Genomic DNA, 19,094 nt, shown 5'->3' with positions numbered 1-19,094 from the left:
GCCTGGGCATCCGCTACGCTAGGCAGCCCGCGCTACGTTCCGGTGTCGATCCGCAGCGACTGTGTTTCATTTGTCACAGAGCAGGGGTGCCTTCATCCTGCGTTGTAACTTCTAGCGTGCGACCCAGTGCACGTTCCAGCGCCATGGCCAGCGCGCCAAGATCGAACGGCTGCGCAATGATCTCGGCGATGGCGCCGCCCAAACCCTTGCGTGTCGCCAGGCTCGCACGTGTGGCGAGGATCAGCGGCAGCGTGGGTGCCGCGGCGTGCAGCGCGCCGATGGCCTGTTCGGCATCGCCGGCGCGATCGCGCTTGAGCAACACGCCATCGAAGCGCGCCGGATCGGCAGCCGCCATCGCGACGGCGGCCGGCAGCTCCAACATGCCGACCGGTTCGTGCCCGAGTGCGGCCAGCATTTCTTCCAGGCGGTCGAGCTCGGCCGCGTCGTCGCACAACAACAGCAAGCTCGCATGGCGCGAGCGCGTCTTCGGCAGGGGAGCGGCCTGGGGCGCGGCTGTGATGCCCGTGCGCAGCGGCAGCTCGACCACGAAGGTCGTGCCGACACCTAGTGCGCTGTCCACGTCGATCCGCCCGTCGTGGTTATCGATGATCTTGCGAACCGTTGCCAACCCCAACCCGGTGCCGCCGCTGCGGGTAGTGAAGAACAGATCGAAGATGCGATCCAGTTGGTCGGGCGGGATGCCGATGCCGTGATCGCCCACACGCAACTGCGCGATGCGCCGGGGCGTGCCGTCGGTTGCAGTGCCTTTTCCGGCGGACAGTTGGATCGTGACCGTGCCGCGCATGTCCATCGCCTGCGCAGCGTTGCTGGCCAGATTCAGAATGATCTGCTGCAGTTGCGCCGGATTGCCCAACGCGTGCAGCGGCTCCTGCTCCTGCTGCAGGTCGATGGCCACCGTCGAGGGCAGCGAGACCGACAGCAGCGAGACCGCGCCCTGCAGCAAGGCGTTCAGTTCGACCGGCTGCACGTTGTAGTTCTGCACGCGGCCGAAGCTGAGGATGGATTCGATCAGATCGTAGGCGTGGGCGGTGGTATGGCTGATCTCGAGCAGGTGCTCCGAGGCCGGCGAGTGCGGGTCCAGTTTGGACAGTGCGATCTCGGCATTACCGCGGATCGCGCCGACGATGTTGTTGAAGTTGTGCGAGATACCGCTGGCCATGGTCCCCAGCGTTTCCATCCGTCGGGCCAGTTCCAGGCGATGTTCCAGTGCCAGCGCTTCGTCTTCGAGTCGTCGCCGCTCCAGCGCATCGAACAGGGTGTCGAGCGCGATATGCAGCTGCGGCAACAGTTCGGCCACTGTCGCCAGGCCGCGATCGCGGCGCGGGGCGCGTGGCGGCAGCCGCAAGCACAGCAGCGCGACCGTCCCCGCGTCTGCGTGTTGCCGCAGGCACAGCCACTGTGCGTCGCGCACGCGTTCGGGCGTGCCCAACACGGCGACGGTGCCGTTGGCGTCGACGACCAGCACATCGCTGGCGGCGATCGGTTGGGTGGATGCCAGCGCGGCAAGCATCGCGCGGAAGGTGTCGTCCTGCGGATCGGGCCAGATCCGCGCGTCGCTGCCGACGGGGACCAGGCCCAGGCGAGCGCCTGGCAGCTTGGCCCACTTCACCAACCGCACCAGTCCGGCCTCGATGCCGGCGTCCAGCTGATGGCGATCGTTGGCCACCAGGCGGCGCGACACCGCGACCATCAAGCGATCGAATTCCGCGCGTCGACGTAACACCCGCGCGCGTTGCCGCAGCAGCTTGCCCAGGTACAGCAAGGCGCCCAACATGACGACGGCCAATGCCAGCAACAGGAAGCGAACCTGGCGTGCAGTGGCCTGCTGGCTGGCATGCTGCTGTTGCAGATACGTCTTGAGCTGTCCATACGAGGCCAGCGAAGCGATCGGACGCATGCGGCGGATGGTGGTGTCTGTCTCCGGCAGCAGCTTCAGCAGCATGCGTCCATGCGGGAGCAGTGGCGCGCTGGTTGTGCGTTGTGCCGCTTCGTCCAGGCGTCGGCGTGCCAGTGCCACTGCATCACCGGTCGTGTCCAGGCTCAGGCGTTGTACCGCGCTCGCCAGCATGCTCGCTGCGCGCGCCTCAGCGGGATCTTCGCCTTGCCGGATCTGCGCGCTGCTCTCGCTCCAGAAGTAGGCCAGCGAATTGGACAGCAGCGAGTTCTGCGATTTGAACAGTTCCCGCTGCAGCGATTTCTCGTTGTAGTCGGCGTCCAGCGCCGCGATCGCCCGGAACAACGCAGGGTCGTGATCGGCCAGGTGGCGCAAGTGCTGCAAGATGTCGCGTGCGCGGGCATCGCCGCTCACCAGCGAATCGTAGTCGCGCAACAGGCCAATGCGTGCCTTCAGCACGTCGTTGTCCAGATTGGTATCGACCATGTCCAGCGCGTCCAATGCGTCCAACGCATGACCGTAACGCTGCGTGTCGCGATCCAGCGCCGCCATGCACAGGCTGAAGAAGATCAGCCCCGCCAGCAGCACGGCGCTGAAGATCGTCGCCCACCTCACGGCGCCGGCGCCGTCAACTGCCGGCCTTGGTGCTTGCCGGTCAATGTCTGCAGAAATGCGGCAATGTCGGCCACATCCGCCGGGCTCAGTGTGACGCCCAGTTGCGCCGTACCCATGGCCTTGATTGCCTGGGGCAGGGTGGTCGCGCTGCCGTCGTGGAAGTAGGGCGCGGTGGTCGCGACATTGCGCAGGCTGGGAACCCGCAGGATCGGGGTGCCATGCCGTGCGGCGGGAGCGAAGATGCCGCTGCGCTGGAACAGGTTGCCGCCCACGTTGACGCCCTGGTGGCAGGAGATGCAGCCGATCGACTTGAAGGTGGTGTAGCCGCGCAACTCCTGCGCGTTGAGCGCAGCGTCGCTGCCTTGCAGCCAGAGATCGAAGCGACTGCCCGGCGTGACCAGCGAGCGTTCGTAGGCGGCGATGGCATCGAACAGCGCGGCCCGATCCGGTGGCCTGCCATAGGCCGCGCGAAAGCGCTGATTGAGCACCGTGTCTTGTTGCAGTCGTCCTACCACCGTCGCGATATCGGCGCGCATGACGCTGGGGTTTTCCAGCAACGACGCCGTTTGCGCTTCCTGGCTGCGGAAATTGCCGCGCCAGCCCAGGCGAAAATTTGCGGTGGCATTGAAGACGGTCGGTGTGTTGAACGCTGGCGTCGCGCGCCCGGGCATTCGGGTCATCGCATCGGCGGCAGCACCGTTGCTGGCCAGGTGATGACATGAGGTGCAGGCAACGCGATTGTCGCCCGACAGCCGGCGATCATTGAACAGCAGCGCGCCGAGTGCGACCTTGCGGCTATCCAGGCCGGTCGCTTGCTGGATGGCGTGGATGGGCTCGCGTGTGCGCACCGACGGAGCTGCAATTTCAGCTGCCGGCACGAGCTGCATGACGAGCAACGCTGCAGAAGCGAGCGCGACTTTAAGGATCGGCGCCGGCGACCAACGCCATTCGCGATGGTCTGGCCTGGCTCGCGCCGGCGGCTGTGTCATCGAGCGTGCTCGACCGGCGGCGTGAAGACATAACCGGCGCCGCGCTGGGTCACGATCAGCGTCGGCTCGCGCGGATCCTGTTCCAGCTTGCGTCGCAGGCGCAGGATCTGCACGTCGATACTGCGATCGAACACGTCCTCATGCAGACGCGTGGCACGCATCAGGTGCTCTCGGCTCAGCGCTCGTCCAGGCGCATCGACAAAGGCGCGCAACAGCGCGTATTCGCCCTTGGTCAGCGGAATGGCGGGCGTACCCGCGCGCGACACCGTGCGGGCCTGCAAATCGAATTCCCAGGCAGCGAAGCGCACCCGGCCTTCGCCCGCATCACGCGCCACCGCCACCTTGGAGGCGATATGGCGACGCAGCACGGCGCGGATCCGTGCGGTCAGTTCATGCAGCCCGAACGGCTTGGGCAGGTAGTCGTCGGCGCCCAGCTCAAGCCCTACCACGCGATCGATTTCGTCGCGGCGATGGCCGGTCATGATGATCACCGGAATGTCGGATTCCTTGCGCAAGGCGCGCAACAAGTCCAGACCGTCTTCGTGCTTGAGCATCAGATCCAGCAGCAGGATATCCGGTTCGCGCCGACGCAAGGCCTCGGCAACCTCGCTGCTGCTGGTGGCGACAAAGGCTTCCATGCCGTGGGAGCGGATGTGGCCCATGACGACGTGTGCCATCGCCTGGTCGTCGTCCACCACCAGCACCTTGGCGGCGGGTGCGGGACGTGCAACGGATACGTCAGAGGAGGAGGGGGAGTTGGAATGCAGCTTGATCATCGACTCTCTATCCCGGCATGACCGCGTTCGCGGACAGATTCCGAGTGTCGATCGGCTGGGGTGACCGAATCGACCGCGTTGGGGAAGTGCGTCCATGCGCGGCGTGCCACGATACGCCGTCGCGGGGACGGCATCTTCACGCACGATGCTAGGGTGTTTTTGTGTCGGCTTGCCACGTCGACGAGCGGGTGGTCACGCTCCGTGCCGTGGTCGATGACGACTTTTGTTCGATCTTGTGACCAGCCACTCGCTCTGCGACAACACGGGTGAGGGACCGATCCCGTCGCCAGCCCGATCCGACCACGAGGTTTTCGAATGAACCGCATTGTCGAGTCTGCTTCTGTCGTGGGTGGCCGTCGCCGATGGTCGGCGACGGTCCCCGTTCGCCATCGACCTTGGCGTCAGCCTGTCTTGGCGCTGCTCTTGGCTTTGGAGGTGGACTTGGCTTTTGTCGCAGCACCACGCGCTGCGCGGTCGATCACTTCGGACACGGTCTGCGCCTGCGTGATGAACAGCGCGTGGCTTCCCGGCACGGTGGTGATGTCCGCGCCGATGCGCTTGGCCATGTGCAGCAGCATCGCCTGGTCGAACGCCTTGTCCTCGGTGGCGATCACGGCCCAGCTCGGTTTGCTCTTCCAGGCCGCATGGTGCAGCCGCTCGCCGAATGCGGACATCTTGATCGGCACCTGCGACGCGGCCATGAATGCAGCGTCGGCGTCGCTCACATCATTGGCGAAGCCGGCCTTGAAGTTGGCCGGGCGCACGAAGCCGAAGCCGTCGGGCCGGGTGTCGATCACGAACTCCGGCGTTGGTGCGAAGCCCTGGTACAGCTGTGCGGTGGTCTCGCCGGCATCGGGCGCGAGTGCAGAGACGTAGACCAGGCCGATGACCTTGTCGTGCACGCCGGCTTCGCTGATCACCGTGCCGCCCCAGGAGTGTCCCACCAGGACCGTTGGGCCGTCTTGCTGATCGAGCGCGCGCCGGGTGGCGGCGACGTCGTCGGCCAGCGAGGTGAGCGGGTTCTGCACGATGGTCACGCGATAGTCGCGCTTGACCAAGCGCTCGTAGACGTTGCGCCAACCGGAGCCATCGGCGAAGGCGCCGTGCACCAACACGACATTGCGTGCAGCATCGGCCGGCAGCGCTTCAGTGGGGGCAGCGCCCTGGGCAGCACTCATGGTGGCGGCAGCCATGGTGGCTGTCAGCAGTAACGGGAACGGAAAGCGCATGGTGGATCTCCTTGGTTGAACGAGCGTGGGTAAACGCGTCAGACGGCTCAGAGGCGATGGGCCGCTTTGATGATGTCGGCGGCGCGTTCACCGATGACCACGCACGGGGCCATCGTGTTGCCGCTGGTGACATTGGGCAGGATCGAGGCATCGGCGATGCGCAGGCGGTCGATGCCGTGCACGCGCAGTTGGCCATCGACGACGGAGAGGGCATCGCGGCCCATTCGCGCCGTGCACCCCTGGTGCCAGAAGGTGATGGCGGAGTTGCGCAGGTATTGGTCCATCTCCGCACCCGAGAGCGGCCCGGGCATCGCTTCGCGCTTCAGTAATGCATCGAACGCCGGTGCATGGGCAAGCTCCCGGGCAATGGCAACGCTGGCACGCGCCGCCCGTAGATCGTCGGGGTGGGAGAGCGTGTTGGCGTGGATGCGCAGCGGCGCGCCCGGATCGCTACCGGTCAGGTGCAAGCTGCCGCGGCTCTTGGGATGCGACAGTCCGGCGAACACCATCCAGCCGTGGTCCGGCGCGCCCATGTGCGCGGTTTCGGGCGTAGCCACCGGAAATTCCAGCTGGCAGTGGAACACGTCCGGTAGCTGCAACGCCGGGTCGGTCTTCCAATAGAGCGTGGCTTCCGAGCCGCCATACTGCGCAGCGATCGGCGCCCTGGATTCGAAGATGCAGCCGAAGGCCACATGGTCCTGGTGGTTGCGGCCGACGCCCGGCAAATGCTGGACGACGTGGATGCCATGGGGACGCAATTCCGATTCGGGGCCGAGCCCGGACTGCATCAGCAGCTTGGGTGTATTGATCGCGCCCAGCGACACCACCACCTCGCGGTCGGCCATGAACCGTTGGCGACGATCGCCAACGATCGCTTCCACGCCCACCACCGAGTGGCCGTCGAACAGCAGTCGGCTCACCTGCGTCTGCAGCAGCACGGTCAGGTTCGGCTGGTGGCGCTTGGGCCACACGTAAGCGCGAAAGATCGACGCGCGGCTGCCGTCCTTGACGATCAGTTCGGTCAAGGCGACGCCGCCGCGGCCTTCCATCATCTCGCCATTGGGACTATCGAACGTCGGCAGGCCGGTGGATGCGGCGGCCTCGACCATGGCGCTGGCAACCGGATGCGGATCGCGTGCGGTTTCGACATGGACCGGGCCGCCGCTACCGCGTCGCAGCGGATCGGCAATGCCTTGCCAGTCTTCGATGCGGCGGTAGACATCCAGCACCGAGCGATAGCTCCAGCCCTCGTCGCCGGCCTCCTGCGCAAAGCTGTCCCAATCCGCCTGGTGGCCGCGTGCCCACATCATCACGTTGATGGCCGAACCACCGCCCGCCACCTTGCCCATGTTGAGCGGAATCGCGCGATTGTTCAGATGCGGATTGGGCTCGGCAACGAATTGCCAATCGCGCTCGGAGCCAAGATTGAGCGGCCATTGGGTCGGGGTCATCACCTCCGGAACCTCATCGCTGCCGCCAGCTTCGAGCAGCAGGACCTCGACCTGCGGATTTTCTGCCAGCCGCGCGGCGAGGGCGCTGCCGGCGGGGCCTGCGCCGCAGACGATGAAGTCGTAAGGACGTGTGAGTTGCGGCGTATCGGCTGTCAATCGGAGTGGATCGGAAATCATTGGCATCTCTTGAATCCGGTAGAGAAGCGGCAACGCAGTGCCTTTGCGCTTCCGAAAAGGGTGGGGGATGCATGCATGGCGCAAGCCAGCACGGCGCGATCCTGTCGACTCGGCGCATGCGCCAGGCAATTCCTGCGCTAGAGCGATCAAGGACTCTGGATGGCGGCAGCACGGCCAAGGCACGAAGGCGCGGCATCACGCCGCATGTCGATGCCGCTTCGGATACTGCAAGCGCACCACGACAGGTCGGCCGCAGCAGTATCTGCACTGCGCGTGCCGAGCGATATTCGATATTCATCGTATGAAGCGCGAGGCGTACGGTATAGCGCGCGTTACTCCAAAGGGGTAAATCGACCGCGCGACTTCCGGGCGATGCGACATCCTTTGCGTGCGCACTACCATGCGCGTCCGCTGCAATGCCGCTGCCATCGGAAAAAAAGGCGCACGGGCGGCCCGCCTTGTCGCACAGCCCTACAGGCTGTCTCAGTGCTCGCGTCGTTCCCAGGTCGACACGCGTTCGCCGCTGGTATCCCTCTGGCTCTTACCGACGGTGCATGCAGCACTGTCCAATCGAAGTGGATTCCCTCGCAGTCCCCCACACGAGATGATCATGCAGCAACCTCTGAAATGTACGAGCGCCGAACTGCAGGCCAACCCCCAGATCGTATTCGCACGCTTGCGTCCGCTGACGCCCGTCCTGCAGCGCGACGACGGACTCTATGTCGCGATACGTGCGCAGGATGTGCAGCAGCTGCTCGTCGACCCGCGAACCAGGCAGATGGAAACCGAGATCGCCACCGCGCGCGGTGTGACCGATGGTCCCTTGCTCGAGTTCCTGAAGCACACCATGGTGCTGAGCAATGGAACGGCACATCGGAACCGGCGCCTACCGCTCGTTCAGGCATTTGCGTCGCGCTTCGTCCAGGACGTACGCCCCTACGCGCGTCGCGTTGCCGAACAACTGATCGATGCGCGCTACGACGCGGGTGCAATGGACGTCATCGGCGACTTCGCAAGCTGGCTTCCTGCGCGTGTCATTTGCCACATCCTGGGATTGCCCGAGACGGATATCCCGGCCTTCACCCGTTGCGTTTACAGCGTGTCACGCGCGTTCAATTCCACCTTTACCCCTGACGAAGTCCCCGAGCTACAGCAAGCTTCAGGCGAGCTCGATGCCTATGTGCGGGGCTTGATCGCCCACCGTCGGCGTCACCCGCGCGAGGACTTCATCACCAGCTACATTGCTGCCAGCGATGCATCCGGGCAGCTCTCCCAGACCGAAGTCGTGGCGCAATTGATGTCCATCCTGCTCGCCGGGAGCGACACCACGCGCAGTGCACTTGCAATCCAGACCTCGCTCTTACTGCAGCATCCGGAGCAGTGGCAAGCGGTCTGCCGCGACTCAGCATTGATTCCGGCGGCAGTACGCGAATGCCTGCGTTATCAGCCGGCGGTGGCATCGGTGCCGCGTATCACGTTAGAGGACATCGTGCTGGATGACACCTTGGTGCCTGCAGGGAAGATCCTGTCTTTGTCCACGCTATCTGCACTACGTGACCCGGCGCTGTATGCGGAACCGGAGCGCTTTGACATTCATCGCACTGACGCTCCCAAGCGCCAACTCGTATTCGGCGGTGGTGTCCATCGCTGTCTCGGTGAGGCATTGGCCATGATCGAGCTTGAGGAAGGCCTGGCTGCAATGGCGCAACGGCTACCGGACATGCGATTCGACGGCAATCCGGTCGTGGTCCAGGGTGGGTTCGGCATTCGGACCGCGCAAGACTTCCGCGTCAGCTGGGGCAGTGCCCGGACGGGTTGACGCATCGCGTAGCAAAGCACTCACTGCCGATCCGATGCTCGGCTATTACCCTAAGGTGCAATGCAGCTGCTGGACTTGAGAGCATTGTGGGGGTGGGGACGCGCAGTTACGGTAGTAGGCGTTCCAACGGGACCCATCCGCATGCAACAGCCTCCTCCGATCATGTTCGTCCTGGTCGATGCCAGCCGCTGGCAAGCACCAGGACTTCCGCTATCGTGCGGTGAGGTGGCCGCCCGGCGCGATGCGGCAGTCAAGCCGGCCATGCTGGTGATGGGGGATGGCGCACACGCGCCCTGTGTGTTGTTGCGATCGGACGATCTCGATGGCATCGATGCGCAGCTCGACGAGTGGATCGTGGCGACGGCGACCAGGTTCGCGGACGCAATGGCGCGCTACGCAGCATTGACGCCGCGCGAGCGGCAAGCATTACAGCTGGTCACCGATGGCCTGCTCAATAAGCAGGCTGCCGCAGCCATGGGCATCAGCGAGGCGACACTACAGATCCATCGCAAGCGTGTCATGGACAAAATGGGTGCGCGCTCGTTTGCCGAGCTGGTGCGCATTGCCGATCTGCTGGGCCTATCAGGCGATGCTTGCCACCCTCCCGCGCCTCCCGACCGTCACAACGCACGGGTCCCACCTCGTCCACGCCGGCTTGGCGCACGCGCGGCGTGAGCGTGTCTCGTGCCCCAGCGTTGGCATTCGCGTTGGCATTTCGGCTTGTGCTGGGGTGGGCACTGACGCTGTGCGCATGTCTGCCGGCATTCGCACAGCTGGCGGAGGTCCCGCTTTTCCAGTTGCACCAGATGCACTGGACGGTCCAGACCGGCGCGCCGAGCGGCATGATCGCCATGACCCAGACGCGCGATGGCTATATCTGGGTTGTCGCCAGTGGAGGCTTGTTCCGATTCGATGGGGTCGAGTTCGAACGCGTCCAGCAGGTTGCCGGCGTTCCTTTGCCGACATCTCAAATCTATGCACTGTGGGCAAGGCCAGCGGGGGGTTTGTGGGTCGGCTATCTGTTCGGCGGCGCCAGCTTCATCGGTGAGGATGGAACATCGCAGCACTATTCCACTCAGGATGGCTTGCCACCTAACACGGCGATGAGCTTTGCCGAGGATGGCGGCCGCATGTGGATCGGGACCTCACGCGGCTTGTTCCGGTTAGAAGGCGGGCGGTGGACGCAGGCGGAAACGGCCTGGCAGTTTCCGCCGGTGCAAGTCAACCAGCTGGAACTCGACGGCGCGGGCACGCTGTGGGCTTATACGGACGATTCGCTGTACTTTCGCCGGCGTGGAGAGCGTCACTTCGAACTTGGCCTGAGGCAGGCGAACGATACCAAATGGAGTTACTTGCTGAAATCGCCGGATGGGCAGGTCTGGTTGGCGCAGCATCGATTAGGGCTCAGTGAGCTGAAAGCCCCGCAGGTCGGAAACGCATTGGCAATGACCTGGCAGAACTTTCCCGAGTCTGCCGCTGAGCTGCTGGTATTGATGATCGACCGCGATCGCATGCTTTGGCATGCGTCCTCCAATGGCCTCAAGCGGGTTCCACTGCTCCGACAAGACCGCACGGCAACACAGAGCACCCCGGCGAGCAAAGACGTCACTGCCCCCATCCGTCTGTTGGGCGAGACGCCGATCGCGCTCATGCAGGACCGCGAAGGCAACGCCTGGGTGATCTCTGATGGTGGGTTGTCGCGATTTCGTAGCTCTGCCTTCTTGCGAGTTGGGCTTGAGCGCGCTTCACGCGGCGCGGCATTGACTGCAGCGGGAGATGGCTCGATCTGGGTCAGTGATTCGGACCATGGACTGCACCGATTACGGGACGGATTAAGGCAAGAATCGCTGCCGTCGTCCCATGAGAACTTTTCAGCCCTGCACCGGGATCACAACGGCACCTTATGGCTGGGTGGACGCCACAGTTCCATTTATCGCAGCAGCAGCAAGGGACTTGTCGAATGGCGTCCCCAGCACACACACAAAGCCAGCGGCATCCAGGCGATTGCCAGCCAGAAGGATGGCACGCTCTGGGTGTCGGTGATCCGGGGAGGCGTGTACCGGGTCGTCGACAATCGCTGGATGCTGTGGGGCGGGTTGGCCGCGTTGCCGCGCGAGCCGGCGACATCGATGACCGTGGATGCAGCTGGGCGGCTCTGGCTTGGCTATGTGCACAATCGCCTGGCGGTCGTCGATGGCGACCAAGTTAGGGTATACAGCGCTGCGGATGGGTTGGCGACAGGCCCGGTGCAGGTCATGGCCGTGTCGGGTCGCGATGTCTGGATCGGCGGCGAAAAAGGCCTCGCTCGTTTCGATGGCAAGCGGTTTCACTCGGTACTCAACAGCGAAGGACTTCGGTTCGGCAGCATCGCCGGGCTCATCCAGCGGGCAGGGGGGGAACTGTGGTTGAACACCAGCGATGGCGCGGTCTTCATCGATGCAAATGAAGTTCGCAATATCGTGGCAAACCCGGCACATCTGGCAAGGTCCAGGCTGTTCGACCACAACGATGGCTTTCCAGGTGCCGTACAGCTCCTGAGCACATGGCCAACTGCCATCGAAAGTACTGATGGACGGTTGTGGTTCACGACCTCCAGCGGCGTGGTTACGCTTGCGCCGGGGCCACTGCCACGCAATATGGTGACGCCCAACGTCTACCTAAAATCCATCACGGTGGATGGCCAGCGCACCAGTATCGAAGGACAGAGTCGCTCAGTGATAGCGCTGCCTACCAAGCCGCGGGTGATTCAGCTCGCCTATACCGCACCCAGTTTCACCATGCCCGAACGCGTGCAGTTCCGCTATCGCCTAAAAGGATCGGCCATGGGCTGGGAAGACGTAGGCACCAGGCGCGAGGCCTTTTTCACCGGTCTGCGCCCCGGGAACTATCGTTTCGAGGTTGTTGCAGCAAACGAGTCGGGGGTTTGGAACAACGCTGGCGCAAGCGTGGACTTTGTCGTTCCGCCCACCTTCGTGCAGTCACGCACCTTCCTGGCCCTGTGCATTGCAGCGATCGCCTGCGCCCTATGGGTGCTGTTTTTCCTGCGCATGCGCCAGGTCAAGGCAAAGCTACAATGGCGAAGTGAGGCGCGATTGTTGGAACGCGAGCGCATCGCACGCGATTTGCACGATACGTTTCTGCAGGGCGTGCAAGGGCTGATGCTGAGATTTCAATCGGCTGCCGAACGGATACCGGACGGAGAGCGCGCACGCGAACTGATGGAAGATGCGTTGGATCGCGCGGACAGAATTCTGGCCGATGGTCGCGACAAGGTGGCTGAATTGCGCACTTCGGTCTGCATGGACCTGCCGGATGCATTGGCGATGTCCGGAAGCGAACTGGCGCGCGATTATGGCGTGGCCTTCCAGGCCTCGGTGGAGGGCAGCCGACGCGCACTGGATCCGCTGGTTCTGGATGAAGCCTTCCATATCGGCAGCGAAGCGATGGCCAATGCCTTCCGCCATGCGCGTGCCACCCGCGTGCAGGTCGTCACCGTTTTCGGGCGCCGGCAACTTGAGATACGCGTCAGCGACGATGGATCTGGCTTCGATCTATCGGGAGTCAAGGATGGGCACTGGGGCCTGAAAGGCTTGCGCGAGCGTGCCGCCAGGGTGCGCGGCAATCTCAGCATTTCGAGCAAACCGGGTGTTGGGAGCACCGTGCAATTGCAGCTGCCTGGCAGCTGGGCGTATAAAGACGCCCGAAGACGGCGCTGGAACTGGCGCAAGCTCCTTGGCATGCATCAGGAGGACCCGACGTGAATCGGGCTAGAGACACCTCGCCAGCGTTGATTACCGTCATGGCCGTTGACGACCATCCGCTGCTGCTCGACGGCATCAAGGCCGCGTTGAGCGAGCAGCCGGACATCGCCTTGATCGCCGAGGCCACAAACGGCCGCGAGGCGATCGAACAGTTTCGCGTGCATGGGCCGGACGTCACGCTGATGGATCTGCAGATGCCTGGCATGGGCGGGCTGGAAGCGCTGCGCGGCATCCTCAGCGAATGGCCGGAAGCGCGCATCGTGATTCTGACCACCTACCGCGGCGACGCGCAGGCGATGAGCGCGCTCAAGAGTGGAGCCAGGGGCTTCATGCTCAAGGGAATGATGCGCAAGGAATTGCGCGATACGATCCGCGCAGTCCACGCAGGGCGGCGTGTGGTGCCTGCGGAAATCGCTATGGAACTGGCACAGCATGCCGGCGAGGACGACCTGTCACCACGCGAGATGGAAGTCTTGCGAGAGCTGGCGCGTGGCAACGCGAATCGGGAAATCGCCGAAAGCCTCAGCGTCACCGAGGGCACGGTGAAAGCGCATATGAAGCGCATCCTGTCCAAGCTTGGTGCCAAGGACCGTACGCACGCGGTGTTACTCGCCCTCAAACGCGGCATTCTCGAGGTGTGAATCGGGGCGATCTTGCGTCGCCTGCAACCCATCGGTCACCAGAACAAGATGGAGGCAAGGCGAAGGGGCCTTGCTCTGCAAGACGACTCCACCTAGGCGTGAGGGCGGCGCCTAACGGTCAAAGGCATAAGGAAAGATCATGGCGCTGCGTTGGTTATTGCTACTGCCGATCCTCTTGGGCGGCTTTCTCATTGCCGGCGTCCTCGGCAGTCTGTCGACCGCAGTGGTTGGCGTCTGGCATCTTCCTGGCGCAGGCTTCAGCGCCGCGCTGGCGGTTGTCATTCTTGCCTATGTCGCTGCGCCTGCAGTCAAGCTGCAGACCGCGCTCTGCGCGCTGCTGCTCGGCGGCGGCGTCGCCTGGTGGTTGCTGGAACCCTCGTTTTATCCAGAAAGCTACCGCGATCGGGGGGCCTATATGCCGACGCATCTGCCTCTGCTGGCGACCTGCCTTGGCGGACTGCTTGGACTGTTTACCGTGCTTGTCCATCACCAGCGGCGCCGTGTCGCGCATCGAACGCCAGGCTGATCAGGGCCATTCAATGCGCCCCCATGTCGACCAGGGCGAGGTGGACATGCCTACCTACGGAGAGTCCGGTCACGTCGGCATGCTTTGCTTTGAATTACAACGCATCTGACACTGCTTCGCCAACGTTGAGGCGGTGAACCACGCACATGCCAGGTGATAAACGATTGAGCTGGAGATGGTCGACCATGCCCGACTCACTGGCTTTACACGGGTAACTCTTGCAATCTTGCAATGCGCTTGAGCTTGCTATCAAGTCAAGGGCTTTTGGTGATATCACGTAATCCGGCGGCATGAGATACAGTCACGCAGCCCGTGACGCACAGAAGCGCTTTGGCCATCACCGCGATCGACGCGAGAGGCCAGGGCTGCAGAACGCTCTCCGATTCGGAGTGGGCCTGGTCTATCCACCCTGAGATAGGAGATGGCGGCGTTGCGTCGTCTGACACCCTTATGGATGCGCTTCATCCTGCACTGCTGCATCGCGGGCGCAGGATTGCTGTTTGCGCTAAATGCGCATGCGCTCGACCGCGAGCGCAACCTCGCGCAGCTGCATCATACCGCCTGGACTGCGCGCGATGGCGCGCCGAGTCAGGTACGTGCGCTTGCCCAGACCAGTGATGGCTACCTGTGGATCGGTGGAGCAACCGGCTTGTTCCGCTTCGATGGCGTGACCTTCGAACGCTACGACAGCATTGGCGGCTCGCAGCTGCCGTCGCCCAATGTCACCGCGCTGCTGGCGACCCGAGAGGGCGATCTCTGGATCGGCTTTCGCAATGGCGCAGTGGCCTGTCTCAGAGACAAGACCTTGCAGGTGTATTCGGGCAAAGATGAGCTCCCACCCGATATCGTGTTCGGATTCGCACAAGATCATGACGGGGCTATCTGGGCCGGCACCGCGCGTGGTTTGGCTGTCCGCGAGGGCAAACGCTGGAAGACGGTCGGCGTGGTGCAGGGCTTTCCGGAAGGCGAGCGCGCGCGGGTGCTGGGCGTCGATCGGACGGGCACGCTGTGGGCCGCCGGAATCGAGAAGCTGCTGTTCCTGCCGCGCGGCGAGCAGGTCTTCCGCGATACGGGCCAGCGATTGAATGATGCCGCTCAAATCGCTCAGGACGCAGCGGGACGCCACTGGATCGCCGAGACAGCGCGCGCGGTGCGGCCGCTCGCGTTGGCAAGCAGCGGCCGTGTCGGCAAGGACGAAGAAATCTGGGTGGGGTCGCAGGCCATCACGTTCGACCGAGATGGCGGGCTGTGGATCGCCACCGTGGGTGACGGCCTGCGCAGGATCAGCCACCCCGAACAACCCAAACCGGCTTCCAGGGTCGAGGTGTTTACGCAAGCAAACGGACTCAGTTCGGATTTGCTGATTGCCGCCCTGGAGGATCGCGAAGGCAATCTTTGGTTTGGCAGCGATAAGGGAGTCGATCGTTTCCGCCATGGCGATGTTGTACCGGTGAGCATACCTGGCGGACACGCCGGGTTCACCCTGATGGCGGGAGAGGGCGGTGATATCTGGGCTGCCAGCTTCTCGGCCAGACCTCTGCTGCAAATCCGCGGCAACGCAGTGATTCCGCATGCGCAGGTCGTCAATATCGACAGTGCCTATCGTGATCCCGTCGGTGCCATTTGGTGGCCAGGATATGTTGGTCTCTGGCGCTACTATCAAGACCGTTTCGTGCTGATGCCCTGGCCCGCTGGTGTGCGTGGAGGCGATTGGTTCTTGCACACGCTTCACGGCGATGGCAATGGAGGACTGTGGGCCGACATCGGAGGCCATGGGTTCAAGCACTTCCGCGACGGCAAATGGGAAGACACCACCCCGGGCGGATATCCTGCAGGCGCCACAAGTGCGGTATTCGAAGATACCCAGGGGCGCGTCTGGCTGAGTACGCTGCCCGATCGCCTGCACCGCATCGAAGGTGGCAAAACCCATACCTATACGAGCGAACAGGGGCCTCAGGTGGGCCGGGTGATGGCGATCGGTGGCCGCGGACCTCATCTTTGGGTTGCCGGCGAACTCGGACTGGCGCTGTACCACCAAGGGCGCTTTTCCAAGATTGTTGCCGCAAAAAATGACACGTTGGGCAGCATTTCTGGCCTGGTCGAAACTGCCTCCGGTGACCTGTGGCTCAGCGATGTGCAAGGGGCGATTCGCATACCGGCTGCAGAAGTCTCGCAGGTGCTCGCTAATCCGACACATCCGGTGCGTTACCGAAGGTTCGACTATCTCGATGGCTTGCCTGGCGCCCCGCAGATGGCGCCGACCAACTTCACCGTAGCCGAAGCCAGCGATGGGCGGGTGTGGTTCGCCACCGACAACGGTTTGGCCTGGATCGATCCCAACCGCTTGCACCACAATCCGTTGCCACCGCCGGTGTATCTGCATGCTGTGGAGGTGGATGGTCGTCCGTTTTTGCCCGGAGCGTTGCTGCAATTGCCCGTCGGTGCACAACAACTACGCATCGCCTACGCCGCGCTGAGCCTTTCGATTCCAGAACGGGTGCGGTTTCGCTATCGGCTCGAAGGCGTCGATCAGGGTTGGCAAGACGCCGGCACGCGGCGCGAGGCGATCTATACCAATCTGCGTCCTGGCCACTATCGATTTCGCGTTCTTGCCGCCAACGAGGACGGGGTCTGGAACACGCAGGGTGCAGCGATGGAGATCCAGATTCCACCGCCCTTCTATCTGACGAGCTGGTTCTTGACGTTATGCGTGCTCGTTGGAGCCGGGCTGCTTTGGCTCATTTACCTGCGCCGACTGCGGGTTATGGAGGCACGCTTGCAGGCGCGGCTGGCCGAGCGCCATCTCGAACGCGAACGGATCGCGCGCGAACTGCACGACACCTTGTTGCAGGGTATCCAAAGCCTGATCCTGCGCTTCCAGGCGGCGATCGAAAAACTCCCCGTGAAGGAGCCGGCACGCATTGCGATGGAGGGCGCGCTCGAGCGTGCCGATGATGTGCTGAGCGAAGGGCGTGATCGCGTGCAAGGATTGCGCGCCGCTGCCGCGCCGGTCAGCGACTTTCCGCAGGCGTTGGCCAGCGTGGGCGCTGACCTGATGCACGACGCTGCACCGAACTTCCAGATGCGCGTCGAAGGTACGCAGAGACCGCTCGATCCACTGGTACATGACGAGATGTTCGGCATCGGACGCGAGGCCCTCATCAATGCGTTCAACCATGCACAGGCGGGCACCGTAACGCTCGAACTGCATTACGGCGCCAAGGCGTTGCGCCTGTGTATCAGTGATGATGGCCGCGGCATCGCGACCGAAGTGCTTGCCGCGGGCGTGCGGCCCGGTCACTGGGGATTGGCCGGCATGCGCGAGCGCGCTGCACGCATCGGTGCCACGCTCGCATTTCGAAATGGCGTTGCCACCGGTACCGAAGTGGAACTGCACGTTCCCGCAAAAATTACATACAGCCAAGCAAGTGGACGCTAACACTAAATAAACTGGACGAAGCTATCAGTCAAACTGGACGGCGGCGTCATTTAGGCTGGACGGTTGTGACTTGCAAAGTCAGCGCAGGCAGGCAAGGAGGATGCAACTCGCACAGCACCGGCTGGCCTGCTGCTGGTCAGAGGCAGCGGTTACAGAGCGCCCAGCGCCGCCTGCGGGAGGACTGCGCGGCCGCGTACTGCTAGCGAGGGATTCTCACGGAGCCTATGGGCGATCACCGCATGCGCTATCCATGGAGTGAAGTCGCAGCAATATATCTGCGCCCCCCCCCCCGTCGTCGCGGCAAAGAGAGCCGACCTACGCGACCATCGCCGCGCGCAGCCCGGACATCAAGTTCACCATTTGCCTATGACTGGCGATCAGAGATAGCTGTCTCCAGTGCTGATCGAATCTTTGTGGCGCGCGACGTCTCGATCGACGCGCTGTAACCTCGATCTACGCGGAAGGCCTGAACTCGTTGCTCCAGCGATTCATGTTGCTGCTGGCGTCCGCTTGTGCTGACATCCGTGTAGGCACTTCCTGGTTGGGATCGGTCCACTTCTTCTACCACGCCGCTGCTGTGCGTGTGCTTATAGAAGATGGCGGGCAGCATCTGTTCTCCGAGCATGAGTTCGACTCCAGCGTCTTCCAAGAGCGCGTCGGGCGAAGCCGCGCCTTGCCCGTATGGATCAATCGTCCCGTGGTTGACCATGTTGTCATGCCACTGATCGAACAGGGATGAGTGCTGGTGAGCGTGCAAAGCGAAATGCAGATCGAACATCAGGCAGTCCGCTGCAGACTTCTGTGCCCCCACCTGAATGAACGCAAATTTGGCATTTTCACCGAGCTGGGACAGGGCCTGACGCCGCAGTTGGGTATGGCCGGTCACGAAAGTGAGCAGTCTCGCCGGCTCCAGTACGATTACGCTTGCTTCGCCATTAGGTCTCCGTCGAACATCCGCTGCCACGTGATGTTCACCATCACGTTCTAGTCGAAGAACGGCACGCTGGGAAACTACTGAGGTGGTTTGCTCGGACAAAGACTGCAAGAAGTCAATAGGCGAGTCAAAGTGCTGGATGTTCAATCCAGGGTAACGACGGTTGTACACCGAGGCTAAGGCCGGCAGATTTTTGATGTCGAGCTTCAGAAGCGCCTCATCCGGCTGCTTGTTCGCCGCCAACATTTTCAAGGTCCGCTCTCCGTACTTCACTATACTTGAGCGGACTCCTGCATCTTTTGCATCCGACAGGGAGTTGGCTAACAGCTTGGTTTTCAGTGCGACTCGCTCAGGCAGGCCGCTACGAGAAAGGTCAACTTTCTTGCCGCGTCTTGCGAGCCCCTGCAACGCTGGGTCAGTGGCCGAGTAAGAAGACGTGGCCTGAGCCGGGGTCCCACTGCCCTCTTCCGAGGGCGTGGCCTGCTCTGCGACGTGGGCTGCATAATGCTCAGGTGAGCCTGCCACGCTCGGCTTTGAAACGCATAGACCCATGTTGATCTCCTACAGTGACTGTGGGAGCAAGTTTGGCGAGAATCTCTCCGATTCGCGCTGGCTCACCGAAGTCATAGCTGTGACGACGAAGCATTGACGCGCGGGATTCTCGAGCCTCTATAAGAGGCTTGGCAGGGATTCTTGAAAAATCCTTTTCTGACAGCAATTTAGATCACTTTTTTGCTTTTTTTACGGATCCCTGCCGACCCTCGATCGGCTTGTATTACATCTCGATGTAATCGAACACTTCGGTGCGAAGTCTTGGAGCAG

Annotated in this window: 12 protein-coding genes; 6 read left to right on the top strand and 6 right to left on the bottom strand. The window is 63.0% G+C overall.

Features of this window, described 5'->3' with window-relative positions:
- Positions 1 to 73: 73 nt before the first annotated feature.
- The 5 genes from LN450_RS08575 to LN450_RS08555 form a co-directional block, all read right to left on the bottom strand.
- Complete coding sequence (locus LN450_RS08575) at positions 74 to 2,530, bottom strand: two-component system VirA-like sensor kinase (protein WP_011347372.1); 2,457 nt, start codon at positions 2,528 to 2,530, stop codon at positions 74 to 76.
- Positions 2,527 to 3,519, bottom strand: coding sequence for a cytochrome-c peroxidase (locus LN450_RS08570; protein WP_011347373.1), 993 nt, complete (start codon positions 3,517 to 3,519; stop codon positions 2,527 to 2,529). The genes LN450_RS08575 and LN450_RS08570 overlap by 4 nt, the downstream gene beginning before the upstream one ends.
- On the bottom strand, positions 3,516 to 4,295 hold the full coding sequence (locus LN450_RS08565) for a response regulator (RefSeq protein ID WP_011347374.1): 780 nt from the start codon (positions 4,293 to 4,295) through the stop codon (positions 3,516 to 3,518). The genes LN450_RS08570 and LN450_RS08565 overlap by 4 nt, the downstream gene beginning before the upstream one ends.
- A 401-nt stretch (positions 4,296 to 4,696) precedes the next feature.
- Positions 4,697 to 5,524: an alpha/beta fold hydrolase gene (locus LN450_RS08560; protein ID WP_011347375.1), complete on the bottom strand. Its 828-nt coding sequence runs from the start codon at positions 5,522 to 5,524 to the stop codon at positions 4,697 to 4,699.
- A 47-nt stretch (positions 5,525 to 5,571) separates the two neighbouring features.
- On the bottom strand, positions 5,572 to 7,158 hold the full coding sequence (locus LN450_RS08555; protein WP_011347376.1) for a GMC family oxidoreductase: 1,587 nt from the start codon (positions 7,156 to 7,158) through the stop codon (positions 5,572 to 5,574).
- A 604-nt stretch (positions 7,159 to 7,762) separates the two neighbouring features.
- On the opposite strand from LN450_RS08555, the gene LN450_RS08550 reads away from it, so the two are divergent.
- The 6 genes from LN450_RS08550 to LN450_RS08525 all read left to right on the top strand — a co-directional run bounded on the left by LN450_RS08550 (position 7,763) and on the right by LN450_RS08525 (position 17,338).
- Positions 7,763 to 8,971: a cytochrome P450 gene (locus LN450_RS08550; protein ID WP_228885039.1), complete on the top strand. Its 1,209-nt coding sequence runs from the start codon at positions 7,763 to 7,765 to the stop codon at positions 8,969 to 8,971.
- A gap of 141 nt (positions 8,972 to 9,112) precedes the next feature.
- The gene (locus LN450_RS08545) at positions 9,113 to 9,646 is read left to right on the top strand and encodes a LuxR C-terminal-related transcriptional regulator (RefSeq protein ID WP_228892355.1); all 534 of its coding nucleotides are present in this window, start codon (positions 9,113 to 9,115) and stop codon (positions 9,644 to 9,646) included.
- Entirely contained in the window at positions 9,643 to 12,732 is a 3,090-nt protein-coding gene (locus tag LN450_RS08540) for a sensor histidine kinase (protein ID WP_011347379.1), read from the top strand. The genes LN450_RS08545 and LN450_RS08540 overlap by 4 nt, the downstream gene beginning before the upstream one ends.
- A gap of 38 nt (positions 12,733 to 12,770) precedes the next feature.
- Positions 12,771 to 13,373 carry a response regulator gene (locus LN450_RS08535; protein ID WP_031422732.1) on the top strand — a complete coding sequence of 201 codons (603 nt, stop codon included), beginning with the start codon at positions 12,771 to 12,773 and terminating at the stop codon, positions 13,371 to 13,373.
- A 139-nt stretch (positions 13,374 to 13,512) separates the two neighbouring features.
- Complete coding sequence (locus tag LN450_RS08530; RefSeq protein ID WP_008575730.1) at positions 13,513 to 13,899, top strand: hypothetical protein; 387 nt, start codon at positions 13,513 to 13,515, stop codon at positions 13,897 to 13,899.
- 421 nt (positions 13,900 to 14,320) lie between these two features.
- Positions 14,321 to 17,338 carry a sensor histidine kinase gene (locus tag LN450_RS08525; protein WP_011347381.1) on the top strand — a complete coding sequence of 1,006 codons (3,018 nt, stop codon included), beginning with the start codon at positions 14,321 to 14,323 and terminating at the stop codon, positions 17,336 to 17,338.
- 364 nt (positions 17,339 to 17,702) lie between these two features.
- Here LN450_RS08525 and xopJ read toward each other — a convergent pair whose 3' ends face one another.
- Positions 17,703 to 18,824: a type III secretion system YopJ family effector XopJ gene (xopJ, locus tag LN450_RS08520; RefSeq protein WP_011347382.1), complete on the bottom strand. Its 1,122-nt coding sequence runs from the start codon at positions 18,822 to 18,824 to the stop codon at positions 17,703 to 17,705.
- Between the last annotated feature and the right edge of the window lie 270 nt (positions 18,825 to 19,094).

Source organism: Xanthomonas euvesicatoria pv. euvesicatoria (assembly GCF_020880415.1).
GTDB lineage: Bacteria > Pseudomonadota > Gammaproteobacteria > Xanthomonadales > Xanthomonadaceae > Xanthomonas > Xanthomonas euvesicatoria.
This window is presented reverse-complemented; position numbering and strand designations above follow the sequence as displayed.